A 19,476-nucleotide genomic window follows, 5' to 3' on the forward strand; every position below is an offset into this window, starting at 1 on the left:
ATTCGAACCCACGACCCCAACCTTGGCAAGGTTGTGCTCTACCCCTGAGCTACGCCCGCATCCGTTTCAACCGCGCCTCAGTGCGTCGCGGTGAGGCAGTTTCTAGGGATAGCCGGCACAAAAGGCAATAGCCCTTCTTGAAGTTTTCCACAGGAGGCGTCATCCTCTCCTGCTCCACTCATGAATATGCCAGAGCGCACCTGTCTTTTCGGGCGCCTGCTGAGAGATCATATCCCGGCGCATGCTTGCCGCTGCCGCAGGGGAGGGCTAGAAGATCAGCAACTTCCCTCAATCCCTCTTTCGGATGGAGCCGGCGGCGCATGGCCCCCTATCAGTATGCCTACCATATGAGCGGTCTGACCAAGACCTATGCCGGCGGCAAGAAGGTGCTCGATAATGTGCACCTCTCCTTCTACCCTGATGCGAAGATCGGCGTGCTCGGCGTCAATGGCGCGGGTAAGTCCACGCTCCTGCGCATCATGGCAGGCACCGACAAGGATTACTCCGGCGAGGCCTGGGCCGCAGAAGGCGTGCGCGTCGGCTATCTGCCGCAGGAACCCCATCTCGACCCCGAAAAGAACGTGCGCGAGAACGTGATGAACGGCGTGGCCGATAAAAAGGCTATTCTGGATCGCTACAACGAACTCGCCATGAACTATTCTGACGAGACCGCGGACGAGATGACCAACCTACAGGACGAGATCGAGGCGAAGGGCCTCTGGGATCTCGACTCCAAGGTTGAACAAGCCATGGAAGCCCTGGGCTGCCCGCCGGACGACTGGGACGTGACTCGCCTTTCGGGTGGTGAGCGCCGCCGCGTGGCCCTGTGCCGCCTGCTTCTGGAACAGCCGGAAATCCTGCTGCTCGACGAACCGACCAACCATCTCGACGCCGAAACGGTGAACTGGCTAGAAGGGCATCTGCGCACCTATCCGGGCGCGATCCTGATCGTCACCCATGACCGCTACTTCCTCGACAATGTGACCGGCTGGATTCTCGAGCTCGATCGCGGCCGTGGTATTCCCTATGAGGGCAATTATTCCTCATGGCTGGCGCAGAAGCAGAAGCGCCTGCAGCAGGAAGGCCGTGAGGATGAGGCGCGCCAGCGCGCTCTTTCCCGCGAGCAGGAATGGATTTCCGCCTCGCCCAAGGCGCGTCAGGCCAAGAACAAGGCCCGTATCCAGCGTTATGACGATCTGGTGATGAAGGCCTCCGAAAAGGCCCCGCAGACCGCACAGATCATCATTCCGGTGGCTGAGCGCCTCGGCAACAATGTCATTGATTTCGAGAACCTCTCGAAGGGCTTCGGCGATAAGCTGCTGATTGATGGCCTCACCTTCAAGCTGCCTCCCGGCGGCATTGTCGGTGTCATCGGCCCCAACGGCGCGGGCAAGTCCACGCTGTTCCGCATGATTACGGGTCAGGAGCAGCCCGATGGCGGCTCTATCACCGTCGGTGAGTCGGTGAAGCTGGGCTATGTGGACCAGAGCCGCGATGCACTGGATGACAAGAAGAACGTCTGGGAGGAAATTTCCGGCGGGAATGATGTCATCTATGTCGGCAAGAAGGAAATCCTGTCCCGCGCCTACTGTGCGGCCTTCAACTTCAAGGGTGGCGACCAGCAGAAGAAGGTTGGCTCGCTTTCAGGCGGTGAACGCAACCGCGTGCATCTGGCCAAGGTTCTGCAAAGCGGCGGCAATGTGCTGCTTCTCGACGAACCCACCAACGATCTGGACATTGAAACCCTGCGCGCCCTGGAAGAAGCGCTGGAAGATTACGCCGGTTGCGCCGTCGTGATCTCGCATGATCGCTTCTTCCTCGACCGTATCGCCACGCACATGCTCGCCTTTGAGGGTGACAGCCATGTGGAGTGGTTCGAGGGCAACTTCGCCGATTATGAGGAAGACAAGAAGCGTCGCCTCGGTGTGGATTCGACCATTCCGAAGCGCCTGCAATACAAGAAGTTCTCACGCTGAAGCTATCAGAGCACGCACTGGCCTGAAGAGACCAGTGCGTGCTCTGCAATCTTGAGGTTGGAATGTATCGTCAGACCAGTTGAGTCAGACAAAACAAGCTGATGACTGATTGGCCCACCCAAACGGCGGGCATTTTTTCAGGAATGAATAACTGAACTGGCAGCCCAAGCCATATTGCGCCCACGCCTCTTCGCCTCGTAAAGCGCCGTATCGGCAGCCTCCAGCAACATGCGACGACGGCTCGCCATATCGACAGTCGGGTCTATGCTCATGAGCGATGAGACGCCGATGCTGACACTGATCTGTCCCCAAGTGCTGCGGACATGCGGCCTTCCGATATTCCAGACTGCCTGACGCACCCGTTCGGCCACCACCTGCGCACCTGCCGGGTCTGTGCTGGGAAGAATAGCGACGAACTCCTCGCCACCATAACGGCAGACCACATCGCGCGGTCGCGACAATGCGGTGGACAGAGCCCGCGCAACCTGCCGCAGGCACTCATCCCCCGCGGGATGCCCATAATAATCATTGAACAGCTTGAACTGGTCCACATCGATAATCATCAGAGAAACCGGCGCCTGTTCACGCCGCGCGGCACTGACTTCGATGCGATAGATTTCCTCAAACTGCCGCCGGTTGAGAAGACCGGTCAGGAAGTCACGCTCAGCGGTTGCTTGAAGTCGCTCATTCGCGGCGGCCAGCACACGCTCCGCCCGTTTATAGATGCTGATGTCGGTCAGGCTCACAGCCCCGCCGATCGTCAGGCCATCAGCATCCCGCACCGGTCGAACGGAGACCTGATAGGAGCGCCCACGCCAGATAAATTCATGATCTGGCACCCCGTGTCCAATGTCAAAAGCCTCGATATCCCTGCCGAAATTGGCCGCGCCCTCTGGCATGAAATCGGCGATCATCCGCCCCTGAACTTCATCCGGGCTCATGTTCAGCAGGCGGGCGAAAGCATGGTTCACATGCACGAAGCGACCATGACGATCCGCCAGGCACAAAGCCACCGGCACCACATCATAGTAGTTATCTGGATCACGGAAAACAGGATCCGCCCGGACGTCATCGGAGATCAGCCGGGACACCCCGCAATAGCCAATCACCCGGCCATCGGCTGCACGCAGGGTTGTTCCATTCATGTCCAAAAGCCCGACCTTCCCGTCATTACGGGAAATCCGGTGAACATGCCGATGGATTGAATGGCCTTCCGCCAGAGCGCTACGAAAAAGCGCCGTAAAGGAGACAGCTTCCCGCACAGGGAGAAGCGAGACATAGGTGCGCCCGATCAACTGCGCAGGAGACACCCCCACCACAGAGCTGGATGCATCGGAAGAAAATGTGAATGCACCGGCCTCATCCACCTGCCAGACCCATTCCTGGCAAGCATCGAGAATGCTGGCAACACGCGGATCATCTCCGCCTTCTCCCGCACGCCCCAGAACGAAACCCGTATCATCGCTCACGAGAAAACGGTCCTGGAGTGGGAAAAACCAGAAACGGTGACCCGGAAGCAGTTGCCCTGAGAGGCATTCAGCAAAAACAATTCGGCCATCGTTCTCCACCCATGCGAACGCCATCTGGTCCATCGCTCCTAAGGAAGCGATCCGCCCATATGCGCCTGGAGACATCACTCTCGACTCTGAAATCCAGAGGCTGCTTGGCTTTGGATATGATCACATCATGGCAAACATGGGCCAAATATGTGGTGCGCAAGAAAAAAGAGTCACCAAAGCTTTTTAAATGTCTTCTCCAAGGACCGACCACAAGCTATTGCGGCCAACTGTTCTTGACAGTGGCAACCTCATCAAAATGATGCAACCAGAAAAATATACAACCTGCGGCATAATCTGCGGGCGGAAACGGTTGGCATCGCAAGGTTATGAGATGACGCGCGATACACCGCAGACAGCGCGTCAGGTTGCACGAGCAAGCCTGTGGATAATTCCACACGGCGACGCAAGACTGCCCGCTTCAATTTCAGAGCCAGACCGGCGCGAAATGCATTTTTCAAACTACACCAGTGGCTTGCCTCACGAATCAAGGGGGCAAACGTATGATCGCCCCCTTCTTCCCTTTAAGAGAGCAAGTTGTTTTCGGGTGCCCCAATTTGAGCCACCCGAAAACATGCTTGATTGCAAAGGCAAAAAGCCATCACCGTTCTTAGGTAACGTGACTTGCTCTAACGGCACTCCACCGTCAGGTGCTCCACCTCGTCCACTCCGGCAAGCCGGCTCCGGATCATCTGCTGCGTCAGGCCTTCACCCGAAACGCTGATGATCGCGGCCCGCGCCTGCGGCCCAACGCGCCAGACATGAAGGTCCAGAATATGCGCATCCCCCGGTCCTTCCACGGCTGCGCGCATTTCGTCGGCCACATGCTCATCCGTCTCATCCAGCAGCACGCGGGAGGTTTCCCGGATCAACTCCCACGCCCAGCGTGCAATCACGATGCCGCCAACAATGCCCATCAGCGGATCACACCAATCCCAGCCCAGATAGCGACCAGCCAGAAGGGCTGCGATGGCAAGAACCGAGGTCAGGGCATCTGCCAGCACATGGAAATAGGCCGAGCGCAGATTGTTGTCGCCGTCCATGCTTGAGCCATGGCCGTGATGGTGATGGCCGTGATGATCGTGCTGATGGCCATGATGGTGCCCATGCCCGCCGGAAAGAAGGACGGCGCTCAGCAGGTTCACGCCAAGGCCCAGTGTCGCGACGATAGCGGCATCGGTAAAATTCACAGTGCTGGGCTCAAACAGGCGCGCAATTGATTCAACCGCCAGACCAAGAGCCACAACCCCAAGAATCAATGCTGATGCAAATGCCGCCAGATCTCCCACCTTGCCCGTGCCAAAACTGAAGCGCGGATCACGCGCATGACGACGGGCATAGGAATAGGCCACGGCAGCAAGACCCAATGCACCGGCATGAGTCGCCATGTGGAAACCATCCGCCAGAAGCGCCATCGAGCCCGTCATCAGGCCTGCGACAATCTCGACAACCATCATAGCTGCGGTCAACAGCACCACCCAAAGAGTCCGGCGGGCATTCTCACCATGGTGAGACCCCAGGAACACATGCTCGTGCCCATCTGGGAGTTCGCTCCCGGCCTGAGAGGGACTGGATCTCGGGTGAGGATGGGGATGGGGATGGGGATGATTATGCGTGCCAGAACTCATGACATCGTCTCCCGCCACCCGTTCGGGTGGCACTGCCAGGCTGCACCAGATCTGATCGGACCCTGGAGCATCGGTTCTCTCATCTGGAATAACGGCGGATCACAGCCGCCAGCTCTTCTGCCCCCTGGGCCCGCTCCGCATCAGACAAACCGGGCCGGGCAACATGTTCGCGCAGATGTGATTCAACGACTTCATCGAGAAAGCCGTTCACAGCGCCCCGCACCCCAGCCACCTGATGCAACAACTCGGCACAGGGCGCGTCACGCATCAGCGCCTTGTCGATAGCCTCGATCTGCCCAGCGAGGCGCTTCACACGCATGCGCAGGGCTTCTTTGTAAGCGGGTGTACTTGTGTGTGCCATGGGATAGGGGTGTACCCTATAATAGCCAGAGTCTCAATGGGCTTTCATTACAGACCGGGAAGGACCTTGAGCCCGCCCTCACACCTCGCCCCTCTCCGACAAGTCGAACAAGCCGAAGCTCACGGCTGTCACGCAACAGCAGCGAACCGCGCCCACCTCCCCAAACAAAAGGAAGGCGAGGCTAAAGGCTTTCACCATATGGATGAGAACGGAAAACTCGGGAAACCCGGAGGCTGGCCGTCAGGCCTAACAATGGCGAGAAAACACGCACACCGAATGCTGCGCTATCGCGCTGCTTTTGTACTCAAAAGCATAATGCTCAAGCTGAAAGTGAGTTTGGTGGAGCCAGGCGGAATCGAACCGCCGACCTCTTGAATGCCATTCAAGCGCTCTCCCAACTGAGCTATGACCCCACAAAAGCCAACAACTGCGTCAAATTCGAAACAGAAACCTAAACTTCTGCTCAATCCAACGCCGGGAAGTCCGCCGGCCTGACAAAGTGGAACTTACGTTCCTTAAAAATAATTTGGTGGAGCCAGGCGGAATCGAACCGCCGACCTCTTGAATGCCATTCAAGCGCTCTCCCAACTGAGCTATGACCCCACCGGGCTGCGGGTTGTGTGAAAACTCATAGCTAAGCCTAAGCTTTTACTCTGATTTTTCGCACCGGGAAGCCCCGCAGCAGGCGCTCAGGAATTCACATCCCTTGAGCGAGGACGGCCTTAGAGCACGCCCGAAGATGGGTGTCAACCCTCTTCATCATCCTCAATGCCATCGCCGATCAGATCGGAGACATCATCGTCATCATCCTCGTCATCTTCGAGGAATGTGTCGTCGTCACCATCGTCGACATCGTCTTCCGCATCCACATCCACGTCATCGGTCGCGGTGACCTTGGACGCACCTGCGGATTCGGCATCGGCCTCCTCGAGGCTGATAACCTCTGCGGCGACCTCTTCCTTGTCTTCGTCGTCTCCGGGGGCAGGCTCGCTGCGCGCCGGAGCCCGCGCTGCCGGTTCAAAGAAGGAACGCGGGTAACGCTCCCCTGTGAATGGCGACACGACGGGGTCCTTGTTCAGGTCGTAAAACTTGCGACCCGTAACCGGACAGGTGCGCTTGGTGCCGAGTTCAGGCTTCGCCACGGCAAAGATCCTCGGTTAAGTCTGTGGAAAGAGCGTGCTCCATTGAAGCGTTGCATGAGCCATGTCAAGGCGCAATCATCGGATCAGCATTTTCCTTAACCTCAAGATGACGTTGCAACCCCCATTCACATGCCTTTCAGCAAGACTTCATCGCCATCCCCACATGTCCCTCTCACGGCAACTCTCCCACCTCCCTCACATGGCACCCGCCGTGCAGCCATGTTAGATCACCTGCATGATTCGAGGCACGGTCCCGCCATGTGCGGCACTATGGCAGAACCGAGGTAAGCCCATGTCTTCCCCCAACTCGCACTCCTCTTCGGGCCACCACGGTACCCCCGTGCCCGCCACCGGCCGTACATCTGCCGGGCTGAAGGGGCGTGTGCGGGTTCCGGGCGACAAGTCCGTCTCCCATCGCGCGCTGCTGTTCGGTCTGCTGGCAGAGGGTGAAACCCGCATCACCGGCCTTCTGGAAGGCGAGGATGTGCTCAATACGGCCAAGGCCTGCGCTGCGCTGGGCGCAGTGGTGGAACGCGTTGGCGAAGGTGAGTGGCGGGTTGAAGGTGTCGGTGCACAAAGCCTTTCAACACCTGCGGAACCGCTGGATTTCGGCAATTCCGGCACCGGCGTGCGCCTCATGATGGGTTTGGTGGCTGGCCAGCCGGTGAGCGTTGCGTTTGATGGCGATGCCAGCCTGCGCCGTCGCCCGATGAAGCGGGTTCTAGACCCCCTCCTCGCCATGGGCGTGATGGTGGAGGAGTCAGCGGAGGGCCAGCGCTTGCCCCTGCGTCTCAAGGGCAGCGCAGAGCTGAAGGCCATCACCTATGAAACCCCAGTGCCTTCGGCGCAGGTGAAGTCCGCCGTGCTTCTGGCGGGCCTTGGCGCGCCGGGCGAAACGGTAGTGGTGGAACGCGAGGCCACGCGTGACCACACAGAGCGCATGCTCACCCATTTTGGTGCGGATGTGCGGGTGGAACCTCATGGTGCCCACGGTCGGCGAATCACCTTGTCCGGTCATCCGCACCTGAAGGGTGCACCGGTGGATGTTCCGGCAGACCCGTCCTCTGCGGCCTTCCCGCTGGTTGCGGCGCTTCTGGTGCCCGGTTCAGATGTCACCCTGACTGACCTGATGATGAACCCGCTGCGCACCGGCCTGTTCACCACCCTGCGTGAAATGGGCGCGGACATCGAAGTGCTGAATGAGCGCACCGAGGGCGGTGAGACGGTGGCGGATCTGCGCGTACGCCATTCCCGTCTGCATGGTGTGGAGGTGCCGGCAGAGCGCGCCCCGGCCATGATTGATGAATACCCCATCCTTGCGGTCGCCGCGGCCTGCGCAGAGGGTGAAACCATCATGCGCGGGCTTGCCGAATTGCGCGTGAAGGAAAGTGACCGTCTCGCCGCCGTGGCGGATGGCCTTGCAGCCTGTGGCATCCCGCACCGGGTGGAAGGTGATGATCTGTTCGTCACTGGCGGGCCGGTGATCGGCGGCGGGCCGGTCACCACCCACATGGATCACCGCATCGCCATGTCGTTCCTCGTGCTGGGGCTGGCCAGCGAAAAGGGCGTGAGCGTGGATGATGTGGCTTTCATCGCCACCTCCTTCCCCACCTTCATGCCGATGATGCGCGGCCTTGGTGCGGTGATCGACTGAATCATGCTGATCGCGATCGACGGGCCGGCGGCATCCGGCAAGGGCACTCTGGCGCGGCGTCTTGCGGTGCATTTCCGCTTGCCGCATCTGGATACCGGGCTGCTTTACAGGGCCGTGGGCGCGCAGTGCCTGGTACGTGGCCTTCTGGCAGATGAGACAGCTTCTGCCGACATCGCCCGCGCTCTGAACACCGATGCCCTCAACCCAGACACCCTGCGCACGGCAGACATCGGCGAAGCCGCTTCCGTCGTGGCGGCCCGGCCCGCCGTGCGGGCTGCTTTGCTGGAGCTTCAGCGACAATTCGCCGCACAGACTGGCGGCGCAGTTCTGGATGGCCGCGATATCGGAACGGTCATCTGCCCTCAGGCCGATGCCAAGCTGTTCGTCACGGCCACGCCAGAAGTGCGCGCCCAACGCCGTTTCCGTGAACTGGAAGGTCGGGGAGAAGCCACAAGCTTCGGGGCCGTTCTGGAAGATATTCGCAAGCGGGATGCGCGCGATTCCGGCCGCGCCAGTGCACCGCTGGTTCAGGCCGCAGATGCGGTGACGCTGGACACCACCGCTCTTGGCATTGAGGAAGCTTTTGCGGCTGCCCTGGCACAGGTGCAAGCCCGCGCCGGGCGCTGAGGATCAGTTTCCACGTTCTGATCGGCAGATGCCCAGAACTGAAGCTCGGGCAATAGCGATGCATCGGCCCCGGCCCCCTCCTCCCATAATGAGGCAAAAGGACCGACACCGGCTTCATGCGCCAGAATAGCCCTCTGCGGCAGCCGAGGAAGCCGGCATCGCGGATGATGACGCGGATGCCCTCTCTGCACGTGCCCGACGCCGGGCGCGACGCCTCTCGCATCGTTCACGGCAGGCGCGCCACGGCTTCAGAATGGTGAGGGCATTATCCAGCATGCCCAGCAGTTTCGCGCCGTTGTCCAGTTCACGATCCAGCGCCGCCATGGTGCGATCCAGACCGGGCTCATCATCCTTGAGCCACACCTTCACCACGCGGGCGAACAGAAATGCCAATCCACGCGCCCGGGTGGCCCCGGCAAGGCCCGTGCAGTCCACGCCGGCCGCCGCCAGCATCCAGCGCTGGGATCGTTCTGAAAGGCAGAGCAGACGCAGCGCCAGAACCGGATCGTACCGCGCAGCCCGTGTCAGGGTGCGCACTGCGTCCTTGTGCGGCTCAAGGGCATCCAGCCGACGCATCAGCACCTCGAACAGGCGCTCCTTCGGACCTTCCGCAGCCAGGTCCTCACTATCCGGTCCGCCTTCGGCGAGCACCTGACGGTCGGTTGCCCGGAAGAAGGCAGAGAGCAAATCTTCCACCGAATCAAACTCGGCACGCAATTCAGAGAGGGGCACTCCGGCCCCGGCTGCCACATCCGCAAGAGAAATACGGGCAGGCGACTTATTTGCGAGTTCGGCAAGGAAGCTGCGCAGACAGGCGTCTTTCAGGGCATGCGCGGTCATCTCATCCTCCATGCGTGGCAGGCGGACCAAGCGGGCACGACCTGCAAAACAGGCGCACGGCAGAAGCATTCCTCTATTTTCAGGCGAAATGGGCTGCCGGGCGACCGAGTTCAGTCAACGCCTCATTTGCGGCGACAACATAACCATTGCGCCCGCGTCTTTTCATTTCATACAGCGCGGCGTCTGCCTGCTCTGTCAGCCTTTGCAGACTCAATGGGCCAACTCCGCGCCAGGATGCGACCCCGATGCTCACGGAAAGGAACATCGGCCACTCCCGCCATTCCATCGGGTTTTCACTGATGGCGCGGACCAGATCCAGTGCCAGTCGTTCTTCCTGCTTCTCCGTGAGCCCCGCGACAAGCAGGGCAAATTCATCTCCGCCCAGCCGCGCCAATCCACCCTCCATGCCGTCGCGCCCTGCGCACACCTGCGCGGCGACGGTTGAGAAATGCCGCAGGCAGGCATCCCCCGCCGCATGGCCCATGCTGTCATTGATGTGCTTGAAGCGATCCAGATCGAACAGGAAAAGCGAGAGCGTTCCGTTCTTTGCCCGTACAGCCGCAATTTCCCGCTCGGCCCGCTCATGGAAGGCGCGGCGATTGGGCAGGCGGGTCAGTTCATCATGCAGCGCCTGTGCGGCCAGTCGTTCGCTCAGCCGATCTATGGCCATGAGCAGAAAACCGAGATTCCACAAGGTTGCACCGCAAATTACCGCCAGCAGCAAGCCCGCTGCTACCTCATAATATGCAGAGGTCGACAGCAGCCCCATAATACGCAGGGCGTTCAGCACGGCCTCGATCACCTGCCCGGTATAAGCCAGCAGCACGGCCAGAAGGGCAGCGAGTGCACCCATCGAAAAAGGGCGCAGCTTCGTAAAATCACGAATGGCCAGAGACATCGGCATCATCTGCGATGTTGCATAAGCAATGTTCTGGCCCGACCTTTCCGGCCCCGCCACCAGCATCAGCAACAGGCCGAGCCCCACAATACCGGCACAGACACGCCACTGCGGCGCAGAACCGTAGAACACACGCACGCCGGTCCACATGAAGCAGAAACCCAGCGTGATGATCACATTGCCTGCAATGCAGAAGGCGCGTCCCCAGGGTGTGCCATCTCCTGCCAGCAACAGGCCTCCCAGCGTGGTGCAGCAGGCCGCAGCCAGCCACAGATGCGCGCCGGGAATATCGCGGTGCGTGACGACAAAGCCCAACCAGACGAGGCTCATGAAAAATGAGTTGAGCAGGATGACGATATAAAGGGTGAAAAAATCCAGTGTCATCCCGGCCCTGCTGCGAATGGGACATGCCGTGCCCTGCCCGGATAGGCTTTAGAGCATATTCGGGCGAAGTGACTACCGGTTGGCGCAAACAAAGCCTGATTGTGACAGCAGTTTCCATGTTTCTTTCTGCCAGATGCCTCAGGCCCTGAGATATCCGCTGCCCCAGCGCGTCTCCCATGCTTAAGGCGGCTCACGCCCTTCCTGTCTCCACGCCCATCACCCGACCTCTCCCTGACCCGGTCAGGCACCTGCACCGGCCCATCCCCGCAAATGCGCTTGCCCTGCGCCCGAAGGTGCGGAACAACGGCACGGCACGCCGGTCTGCCGCCGTCTCTATCCCGTTCCAGCGGAGTATGCCCATCCCATGTCCGCGCCCTTCCGCTTCCTCCATGCCGCCGATCTGCACCTCGACAGCCCCTTGCGCGGCCTCGCCCGGCGCGGGTCCATGGCGGATGCCTTTCTGGATGCCTCGCGCCGCGCGCTGGAAAATCTGGTGGCATCGGCCATCTCCCATGAGGCCGCGTTTCTCATCATCGCCGGGGATATCTATGACGGGGACTGGAAGGACTTCGCCACCGGCCAGTTCTTCGTGCGGCAGATGGGAAGGCTGTCGCAGGCGGGCATCAGGGTCTTCATCCTGCGCGGCAATCATGATGCCGCATCGCTGATTTCCCGCGAACTGCCGCTGCCCTCCAATGTCCATGAATTCTCCGTGCACAAGGCGGAGAGCGTGACCATGGATGAACTGGGCGTTGCCCTCCATGGGCGCGGCTTTGCCGAGCGCCATGTGCCGGAAAACATCGTTCTGGATTATCCTCCAGCCCTTGCCGGGCATTTCAATATCGGCGTGTTGCACACCTCGCTCACCGGACGAGAGGGGCATGAGGTCTATGCCCCCTGCTCCGTCCCGGATCTGCTGCGGCTGGGATATGATTACTGGGCGCTGGGCCATGTGCATCAGCGTGAGGTGGTGCATGCCACCCCGCCCATCGTGTTTCCCGGCAATCTGCAGGGCCGCCATGCCCGCGAAACCGGACCGAAGGGGGCAACGCTGGTGGATGTGGCGGACGGGCGCATCACCGCGATCACACCCCTCATTCTGGATACCGCCCGGTTCGAGATGCTGGAGCTGGATCTCTCGGGTGCGGAAACCATGGCGAACCTGCACCAGACCGCGCGGACCGCCCTGCACGCAGTTGCGGAGGGTGCCGAGGGCCGGCCCGTTGCAGCGCGCATCGTGCTGCGCGGCACCACCCCGCTTCACCCGCATCTTCTCGCTCACCCGGCCCAGATCCATGAAGATATGCAGGCTCTGGCCTCAGAGGCCGGGCCGGACATGCTGGTGGAAAAGGTTGTGACCACCACGCAGGACCTGCGCGCTCATGGTGAGCTCGCTTTGACCGGCTTCGATGCCATTCTGGATGAAGTGGCGGCAGACCCGGCCTTTCTGGCTGAAATTGCACTCACTCTCGGAGAACTGAGGGCAAAGGCCCCGCAAGATCTCTCGCAACTAGACGAGAGCGCTGTGATGACCGACAGCGCGCGCGCGACAGCTGCAATCGAGGCTGCCCGGCAAGGCATTCTGGCCCGCCTTGCCGATGATATTCCCGCAACGGAAGCCGCCACGCCGGAGCATGAGGCATGAAATTCTCTCATATCGGGCTGGACCGTTATGGTCGCTTCACGGACCGGCAGATCGAGCTGAACCCGACGGCCCGGGTGGTCATCATTGAAGGTGCGAATGAGGCTGGCAAAACCACGGCCCTGAATGCAACCAGCGATCTGCTGTTTGGCATAGATGAGCGCTCACGTTTCAACTTCCTGCATGATTACAAATCCATGCGGCTTTCGGCCACCATCACGGCAGCGGACGGGCGCACCCTCTCCTTCGCCCGGCTCAAACGGCGCAACGCCCCGCTGGTGAACCCTGCCGATGACACCCCGCTGGCGGATGATGTGCTGGCCCCTTTCCTTGGCCTGCATGATCGAAAAGCCTTTCTCGACATTTACGGGCTGGACCAGAACCGCTTGCGGGCGGGGGGGAAAGCCATGGTGGCGGGCGGCGGCGCACTGGCAGAAACGCTGCTCTCCATCGCACCGGGCCTTGCCCATGTGGCGACCCTGCGAGACACCTTGCAGCGCAGTGCGGCGGAGATGTTCAATCCGGCCCGCCGCAGCAGCAACCAGCTGTTTTACCGGGCGATCAAGCAACGGGACGAAGCGCTAACCCAGCTCAAGGCGCAGGAACTGCGACTGAGTGATGTCCGCAAGACCCGCAAGGACGCCGATCTCGCCCAAGCCGAGCGCCGGCATGCGGAAGAGGCGGAAACCGAGATTGGCCGTGCGGTTGACCATGCCCGGCAGTTACGCCGCGCCGCGCAGGAGCTGCGCACCATCTCCCGTCTGGAACAATCTCTGGCAGCGCTGGGCCCACTACCGGAACTTGCCCCGGCGGCGCTGACCCGCGCCCGTGCGCTTCTGGCGGCTCATGAGAGCGCACAGGAGCAGGTGGCCCACACGACGCAGGAAGAAGAGGCCGCGCAGGCTGCCCGCGCCGCGATCATCGTCGATAGCGCCATTCTCGGTGATGCCGGTGCCGTAGAACAGTGCGCCGATGCCTATGTGGCGATGCGAGACAAGCGCAACGCCCTGCCAAACCGCACGAAGGAAAAGGATGAGGCCCGCATCATCCTGAGCCGCATCGCCACCGACCTTGGCCTTACCAATCTGGAAGACCTGCGCACCCGCCTGCCCCCACGCCCGCTTTTAACCCGCGCCACCCAGCTCGCGGACAAGCTGCGCAGCCATGAAGCCTATATCCAGACCATAGAACAGGAGCGCACCAGCCTTGCCCGCAGACGACGGGAGGCACAGGCCGCACTTGAGCATGGCACGCCGGTGGAAGACCCTGCCGATCTTGCCCGCCGTCTGGGCGATCTGGATGGTGCGGAAGTGCGGGAAACCAGCCTGCGCGAACTCATCAGCCGTCTTGCCGCCGCCCGCAAGGCGCTGGAGGCGCACATCGCCCGCCTGCCCTTCGGCCCGCATGAGGCAGAGCCCCTGATGCTGCGTCCCCTGCCGGACATGGCCAGCACACAGGCGCGACTGGATGCGGTGACCGCAACGCAAGAAGCCATCACCCGCGCCCAGGCCCTCCTCGCCGACATCACCAGCGAGCACGCCCGCAAGCTGGCGCGCCTCAAGGCACTGGATGCCGGCGGCACTGCCCCAACGCCCGCCGCCATTGAGGCCGCACGCACAAACCGGGACAGGCTGTGGGCCAATCTGCGCCCACTGGCCACCGGCCAGCGCCAGCTCCATGCGGACGACGCTGCACAGGCAGATGCGCTGGACGCCGCTCTTATGGCCACCGACCGGCTGGCCGATGACCGCCAAACCGAAACCGAGCGGCTCGCGGAACTGGCGCGGACCTCTCTGGATCTGGCAGATCTTGAGGCACGTATCACCCTTGCTCAAGCCGGGCTTGAAACCGCCAAGGCCACCCATGCCAACACGGGTGCGGCGTGGGCAGCGCTTTGGAATGCATCTGGCTTCACCCCGGACGCGACACCACAGGCCATCGCCTTTCTGCGTGAGGTGGAGACCATACGTCAGGAACGCGAAGCCATTCGCCGAGACGAGTCACAGGCCCGTGGCCTTGCCGAAACCCGCCGCTGGGACCGGGAAGAAACAGAGCGTCTGCGCACAGCGCTTGGCCTCGCGCCCTTGGGTGATGCCCCCCTGCGCATGGCAGAACTGCGCGCAGCTGTGCGAGCACGTGAAGAAGCCTTCCAGACCCTGCGCGACAGCCAGCGCGACCTGAAACGGCTGGATGAAGCCGCACAGGACCTCTCTACCCGCACTGATGAACTGACCCGGCAGGCAGAGCTTCTTCGGCAGGAATCGGATGCTGTTTTCCCTCCGCTTGCCATTCGCATGGAGGCAACAGCGGATGAAGCCCGCAGCGCCCTTGAACTGTGGCAGGAGGCCCTCAGCCAGTCCGGCGATCTGGCAATCGCCGAGCGGCGGATCACGCAGATCGAACAGAATGAGGCTGTCTTCATTGCACAGGTGGAAGCTGTTCTGGCCCGCATCGGAGATGCCCCGGGAGTTGATGCCTATGCTGCCGCCGCACATCTGCGCGAACGCCTCAAAGATGCAAGAGACGCCCGCACCCGCGCCCGTGAGGCCGAAACCGCACAGGCCAGTCGCGTTCACGCCCGCATAGCCGCTCAGGCCCGGCAAGTTGAAGCGCGAGGAAAGCTGGACGAGACCCTTGCCCTCGCAGCTCTTCGCGAACCGGAAGAACTGCCCCCATGGCTGGATCTGATGGATGAGGCCCTCAGCGCCCGCACGGAAAAATCAGAGGCCATGGGCCGGCTGGATGACATGCGCGGCGCGCGCAGCCTGGAGGAGATCCGCGCCGCCATAGCCGAGGCTGACGACGATGCGCTGGCCCAGCGTGCAGAAGCTTGCGCCAGGGCTTATGATGAAGCGCGCGCCGCAAGCAGACGGGCGCTGGAACGCGCCACAGAAGCACGTATCACTCTGGAAGCACTGGAAAAGCGGGATGGCGCCGCCACTGCCGCACAGCAGGCGCAGGATGCGCTGGCCGAAATAGCAGAAGCATCCGAGCGTTTCACGCGTGACCATGTGGCGGCCCGCCTGCTCTCCCGCGCCATCGAACGCTATCGCGAGGCGCACCAGCACCCCATCCTCAACCGCGCCAGCGCTGCATTCCATACCCTCACCAATGGGCGCTGGGACGGTATCGCGGTGGACTATGACGCAGACACCCCTCGCCTCGCGGCCACGCGTGAGGGGCAGCTTCTGGGCTTTGATGCGCTGTCCGAAGGCACGGCAGACCAGCTTTTCCTCGCCCTACGCGTGGCAGCCATCGAGGAACATGCCAGCCGCGCGGCTCCCCTGCCCTTCCTCGCCGATGATCTGTTCGTGAGCTTTGACGAGGCGCGTACGGAAGCCGGCCTGCGCCTGATGGCGGAACTGAGCGCGCACACGCAGGTCATCGTCTTCACCCACCACCGCCATGTCACCGCCTGCGCGGAACGAACACTGGGGGAAGCGGCCTGCATCATCCAGCTCTGATGGAGGTTCATTCGTCAGCAGCAGAAGCTGTGCACGAACCGAAGGGGTTGCGGCAGAGCAATGCGCCTGCCCCGCACCGGTGCGGATATGGCAGCACACTTTCATTGCCACGCATGTGATATGCGCGGTGATATGCTCCAGTCACCCCTTCGGGCGACAGGCCAACCCCGATGCCGACACAGGCCCTATCCGGCCGCCCCTCATGAGAGAAGGATCTGCGTCATGTCGATCTCCCGCGCCACACCGATCATTCCGGAAATCACCATCTCCACAGAGCAACTCTGCTTTCTTGTCGCCAAGTTCCGCGAGTTCGATGTCAAGGATGCCCCCTCGATTTCGGATCCCGGTTCCAATGCCAGCGATGATGGCATGCTGAATGTGCTTGAGGACCATGGCGATGATCCTGTCGTGAGCGAGATCGCAAGCTTCATCAATGCGATGAATGTGGATGAGCAGGTGGACCTTGTCGCCCTTGTCTGGCTCGGCCGCAGCGATGATGGCCTCGAGAGCTGGGATGATATGCGCGAAGAAGCCAGCCGCGCCCATAATCGGCATACCGCCCGCTATCTGCTGGGCATGCCGCTCCTGTCTGACTATCTGGAAGAGGCCATGGCCCAGTTCGGCCTGTCGTGCGAGGATGGCGAGACCGACCGCCTCTGAGAGAGCCTTTCGGTCGCAACCCAGCCGGGCTGATTTCGGGACCGGGCTTGAGGTGCCGCGATGATCTGGCGAGTCTAGCTCACAAGGCTTAGGTCAAGCCTGCACAGTGCTCGGACAAATCCATTTCGCGGCGATCAAAGACCACAGCCGATGCAAGCACGACCACCATCTCCTCTAACATGATGGTTCGAGCATGCACACGACGTTGCGTTAGACTTGGAGCATCACAATACGGCGCGGGACAACGCCCATCTCCCTTCTGTGGGTGATGGGCGCACACGCCCGTTTCGGGCTGGCGTACACGTGGCAGTCTCGCTATACAGGCGGCTGGTCCCCGTAGCTCAGCAGGATAGAGCACAGGTTTCCTAAATTTGGGCACGCCGGTTGGAAACTCTGGCGTGAATCCGCTCAAAGTCGGGGAAAGCTTCGGTCATTCTTTTGACCATGCCAATCCCGAGCCAAGCCGGATGCTAGTGAAATATCATTGGCGGATGGAAGGTGTAGAGACTAGACGGGCGGCGCCTAAAGCTCTTAGGAGCCATGGCGAAGGGATAGTCCAGACCACGAACGCCTGAAGGCGGCGGCGAAAGCCGAAGTGGGATGAAACCTGGTGTCGCGTGTTCGAGTCACGCCGGGGACACCATTTTCCTGAAAAATCAATGAGTTATAGGACATTTCGCTAGAAGGTTCGCTAGAACCCCGCTTTTCGGGACGAAACCAGCCTTACAACTGCCCCCATACCCTCTCGTTCAAGGCGTCGCTGGTCCGCTTCGCGAGAGTAAAGTTCCGCATTACTCAATGCCGGTGTAGCCCATCGTGCCCATGATCTGGCGAGTCGTGGCTCCGCCTTCCGCCAGCATCTTCCCGAGGGTCTTTACGCAATCCATGCAGAATGTTCCCGGGTGGATCTTGTCGGGCACCGTAGTCAGCACGTGCTCCAAAAATTCCCAAACCGTCTTCCTGTCGGCCGTGTCCACAAGGTGTGTGACAGCGAACTTTCTGGTCCGGTCGATAGCCACGAACAGATACAACTTTCTTGCATCGGTCTAAACTTCCGCAATGTCGATGTGGAAGAAGCGAATGGCATAGCGCTTGAAGCGCTGCCCTTTCGGCTTGCCACCGTCGACCTCTGGCAGGCGCGAAATGCCATGGCGATGCAGCTACCGATGCAAAGCTGACCGCATCAGATGTGAGATTGAGGGCTGCTGGGCATAGAGGCAATCGTCCAGCGATAGCAGCGTATGGGGCCGGAAAGCCACGGCCATCACCTCTTCGCTCAGCACAGTTGAGCGGGGGCCATCGGACCGGCCTTGCGGTCCTCGACAGTCTCGCGCTTGCCCCACTTCGTCAACGTCTTCGGGTTGATCCCATGCCCTGGTTCAACTGCAAGAGCGAAGCTTGCGATCGCTGTATTGCAGATCTGACCATATGCGTGGCCGTGGCGCTCCCGTGACGAACTTATCCCATAGGGCTTCCTTCCAGTCCGAAGAAAGAACCACACCATCAATCCATGGGATCAAACATCTAGAGCATTTTTGACTTAATCCGGGTCATATCCTGCGGCCTCGAAATAGTGCCTGCATTCTTCAGGCGTGAATGTGGAGAGACAGCCGGCAACGACTGACCACAGAACATCGACAGTTCTGGCGGCTGCCTTGCGCAGTAGAGCCTTAAACTTGGAGAAAGCCATCTCGATAGGGTTGAAGTCGGGCGAGTATGGCGGCAGGAACAGGAGCCGCGCGCCGACCTTCTCGATGGCCTCGCGCACACCGCTGATCTTGTGGGCCGGCAGGTTGTCCATGACCACGATGTCGCCGGGCCGAAGATCTGGTGCGAGAACCTGCTCGGCATAGGCGAGGAAGGCCGGTCCGTTCATCGGGCCGTCGAGCAGCATCGGTGCCGCCATGCCAGACAATCGCAGACCGGCGGTGAAGGTCGTCGTCTTCCAATGGCCGTGGGGAACGGCGGCCCGGCATCTCTGGCCGCATGGGGCCCTGCCGCGCAACCGGGCCATCTTTGTGGAGGCCGCGGTCTCATCGATGAAAATCAGCCCCTCGGGATCGAGGTCGGGCTGGGCATCGAACCAGGCCATGCGGCGGCGCAGGACGTCTGCGCGCTGCTGCCCTGCGGCGTGCGCCGTCTTTTTTTGAACGTGATGCCACGCCGGTCGAGGAACAGCCAGATCGTCGAGGGTACGGCGTTCACGCCGTGCTCGGCAGCAAGACGCTTCCCGATCTCGGCGAGCGTGATGTCCGGCGCATCTTCAATCAGGCCGAGAATGAAGGCCTCGTGCGCATCGAGCTTCGAGCGTGATGGCTGGCCCTGCTTGCGCGCCTCCGTCTCGCCGGTCTCGCGATAGCGGCGATGCCAGGCCCCGGCCGTTGAGATGCCGATCCGGAAGCGCCGTGCCGCCTCACGCGTCGAAACACCGTCTTCGATCGCCGCAATCACCCGACCGCGAAGGTCGCTGCTGAGGCTCCTTGCCATCATCACCTCCTGGCAAATCACCAGCAGCACTGAATCAGACAACGAAGACCGCGTGTATCCTCAAGCCGACTCTGCGTTCATCAAACATGCTCTAGATCGGCGGCACCCTCAGGGATCTGTGAACTGATTGGCCAAACAGAGAGTTGGATGGAGCCGC

General features: G+C 61.2%; 14 protein-coding genes and 2 tRNA genes. 7 read left to right on the plus strand and 9 right to left on the minus strand.

The window, feature by feature from the left end; genetic code table 11:
- The first annotated feature begins 320 nt into the window (after nucleotides 1–320).
- Entirely contained in the window at nucleotides 321–1,976 is a 1,656-nt protein-coding gene (ettA, locus tag VDQ28_RS01235; protein WP_323034289.1) for an energy-dependent translational throttle protein EttA, read from the plus strand.
- A 137-nt stretch (nucleotides 1,977–2,113) separates the two neighbouring features.
- On the opposite strand, the gene VDQ28_RS01240 is transcribed toward ettA, so the two are convergent.
- The 6 genes from VDQ28_RS01240 to VDQ28_RS01265 all read right to left on the minus strand — a co-directional run bounded on the left by VDQ28_RS01240 (nucleotide 2,114) and on the right by VDQ28_RS01265 (nucleotide 6,663).
- Nucleotides 2,114–3,568, minus strand: a complete 1,455-nt coding sequence (locus tag VDQ28_RS01240) for a diguanylate cyclase (protein ID WP_323034290.1) — start codon at nucleotides 3,566–3,568, stop codon at nucleotides 2,114–2,116.
- 593 nt (nucleotides 3,569–4,161) lie between these two features.
- Entirely contained in the window at nucleotides 4,162–5,160 is a 999-nt protein-coding gene (dmeF, locus tag VDQ28_RS01245; RefSeq protein ID WP_323034291.1) for a CDF family Co(II)/Ni(II) efflux transporter DmeF, read from the minus strand.
- Between the two features lie 79 nt (nucleotides 5,161–5,239).
- Nucleotides 5,240–5,521 carry a metal/formaldehyde-sensitive transcriptional repressor gene (locus VDQ28_RS01250; protein ID WP_323034292.1) on the minus strand — a complete coding sequence of 94 codons (282 nt, stop codon included), beginning with the start codon at nucleotides 5,519–5,521 and terminating at the stop codon, nucleotides 5,240–5,242.
- 337 nt (nucleotides 5,522–5,858) lie between these two features.
- Nucleotides 5,859–5,934, minus strand: a tRNA-Ala gene (locus tag VDQ28_RS01255).
- A gap of 114 nt (nucleotides 5,935–6,048) precedes the next feature.
- Nucleotides 6,049–6,124: transfer RNA gene (locus VDQ28_RS01260), tRNA-Ala, on the minus strand.
- Nucleotides 6,125–6,267: 143 nt separating this feature from the next.
- A complete protein-coding gene (locus VDQ28_RS01265) occupies nucleotides 6,268–6,663 on the minus strand; it encodes a TIGR02300 family protein (protein ID WP_323034293.1) in 396 nt (131 codons plus the stop codon).
- A 292-nt stretch (nucleotides 6,664–6,955) separates the two neighbouring features.
- On the opposite strand from VDQ28_RS01265, the gene aroA reads away from it, so the two are divergent.
- A complete protein-coding gene (aroA, locus tag VDQ28_RS01270) occupies nucleotides 6,956–8,317 on the plus strand; it encodes a 3-phosphoshikimate 1-carboxyvinyltransferase (RefSeq protein ID WP_416349336.1) in 1,362 nt (453 codons plus the stop codon).
- 3 nt (nucleotides 8,318–8,320) lie between these two features.
- A complete protein-coding gene (gene cmk / locus VDQ28_RS01275; RefSeq protein WP_323034295.1) occupies nucleotides 8,321–8,944 on the plus strand; it encodes a (d)CMP kinase in 624 nt (207 codons plus the stop codon).
- 114 nt (nucleotides 8,945–9,058) lie between these two features.
- Here the strand turns inward: cmk and VDQ28_RS01280 are convergent, their stop codons facing one another.
- Both VDQ28_RS01280 and VDQ28_RS01285 read right to left on the minus strand, forming a co-directional pair.
- Nucleotides 9,059–9,784, minus strand: coding sequence for a TetR/AcrR family transcriptional regulator (locus VDQ28_RS01280; protein ID WP_323034296.1), 726 nt, complete (start codon nucleotides 9,782–9,784; stop codon nucleotides 9,059–9,061).
- A 79-nt stretch (nucleotides 9,785–9,863) separates the two neighbouring features.
- Nucleotides 9,864–11,066, minus strand: coding sequence for a GGDEF domain-containing protein (locus VDQ28_RS01285; RefSeq protein WP_323034297.1), 1,203 nt, complete (start codon nucleotides 11,064–11,066; stop codon nucleotides 9,864–9,866).
- 364 nt (nucleotides 11,067–11,430) lie between these two features.
- Between VDQ28_RS01285 and VDQ28_RS01290 the strand changes: the two genes are divergently transcribed.
- From VDQ28_RS01290 to VDQ28_RS22530, 4 genes are all read left to right on the plus strand, one after another.
- Complete coding sequence (locus VDQ28_RS01290) at nucleotides 11,431–12,711, plus strand: DNA repair exonuclease (RefSeq protein WP_323034298.1); 1,281 nt, start codon at nucleotides 11,431–11,433, stop codon at nucleotides 12,709–12,711.
- Nucleotides 12,708–16,172 (plus strand): ATP-binding protein, encoded by a 3,465-nt coding sequence (locus tag VDQ28_RS01295; RefSeq protein ID WP_323034299.1) that lies wholly within the window; start codon nucleotides 12,708–12,710, stop codon nucleotides 16,170–16,172. The genes VDQ28_RS01290 and VDQ28_RS01295 overlap by 4 nt, the downstream gene beginning before the upstream one ends.
- Before the next feature lie 222 nt (nucleotides 16,173–16,394).
- Nucleotides 16,395–16,832, plus strand: a complete 438-nt coding sequence (locus VDQ28_RS01300; protein WP_323034300.1) for a DUF3775 domain-containing protein — start codon at nucleotides 16,395–16,397, stop codon at nucleotides 16,830–16,832.
- Nucleotides 16,833–17,734: 902 nt separating this feature from the next.
- A complete protein-coding gene (locus tag VDQ28_RS22530; RefSeq protein WP_416349337.1) occupies nucleotides 17,735–18,010 on the plus strand; it encodes a hypothetical protein in 276 nt (91 codons plus the stop codon).
- Nucleotides 18,011–18,372: 362 nt separating this feature from the next.
- Here VDQ28_RS22530 and VDQ28_RS01315 read toward each other — a convergent pair.
- Nucleotides 18,373–19,319 (minus strand): IS630 family transposase gene (locus VDQ28_RS01315; RefSeq protein ID WP_323034302.1). Its coding sequence is split into 2 segments (ribosomal slippage): nucleotides 18,373–18,980 and nucleotides 18,980–19,319, totalling 948 coding nucleotides; the frame shifts between segments, so codons are not numbered across the junction.
- Nucleotides 19,320–19,476: the final 157 nt, after the last annotated feature.

Source organism: Pararhodobacter sp. (assembly GCF_034676545.1).
In the GTDB taxonomy this organism is placed as follows: Bacteria; Pseudomonadota; Alphaproteobacteria; order Rhodobacterales; family Rhodobacteraceae; genus Pararhodobacter.

Coding starts and splice junctions, on each gene's coding strand:
- VDQ28_RS01280 (WP_323034296.1), bottom strand. CDS start 9,784: ATGACCGCGCATGCCCTGAAAGACGCCTGTCTGCGCAGCTTCCTTGCC.
- VDQ28_RS01240 (WP_323034290.1), bottom strand. CDS start 3,568: ATGGACCAGATGGCGTTCGCATGGGTGGAGAACGATGGCCGAATTGTT.
- VDQ28_RS01290 (WP_323034298.1), top strand. CDS start 11,431: ATGTCCGCGCCCTTCCGCTTCCTCCATGCCGCCGATCTGCACCTCGAC.
- VDQ28_RS01250 (WP_323034292.1), bottom strand. CDS start 5,521: ATGGCACACACAAGTACACCCGCTTACAAAGAAGCCCTGCGCATGCGT.
- VDQ28_RS01300 (WP_323034300.1), top strand. CDS start 16,395: ATGTCGATCTCCCGCGCCACACCGATCATTCCGGAAATCACCATCTCC.
- VDQ28_RS01285 (WP_323034297.1), bottom strand. CDS start 11,066: ATGACACTGGATTTTTTCACCCTTTATATCGTCATCCTGCTCAACTCA.
- aroA (WP_416349336.1), top strand. CDS start 6,956: ATGTCTTCCCCCAACTCGCACTCCTCTTCGGGCCACCACGGTACCCCC.
- dmeF (WP_323034291.1), bottom strand. CDS start 5,160: ATGAGTTCTGGCACGCATAATCATCCCCATCCCCATCCCCATCCTCAC.
- ettA (WP_323034289.1), top strand. CDS start 321: ATGGCCCCCTATCAGTATGCCTACCATATGAGCGGTCTGACCAAGACC.
- VDQ28_RS01295 (WP_323034299.1), top strand. CDS start 12,708: ATGAAATTCTCTCATATCGGGCTGGACCGTTATGGTCGCTTCACGGAC.
- cmk (WP_323034295.1), top strand. CDS start 8,321: ATGCTGATCGCGATCGACGGGCCGGCGGCATCCGGCAAGGGCACTCTG.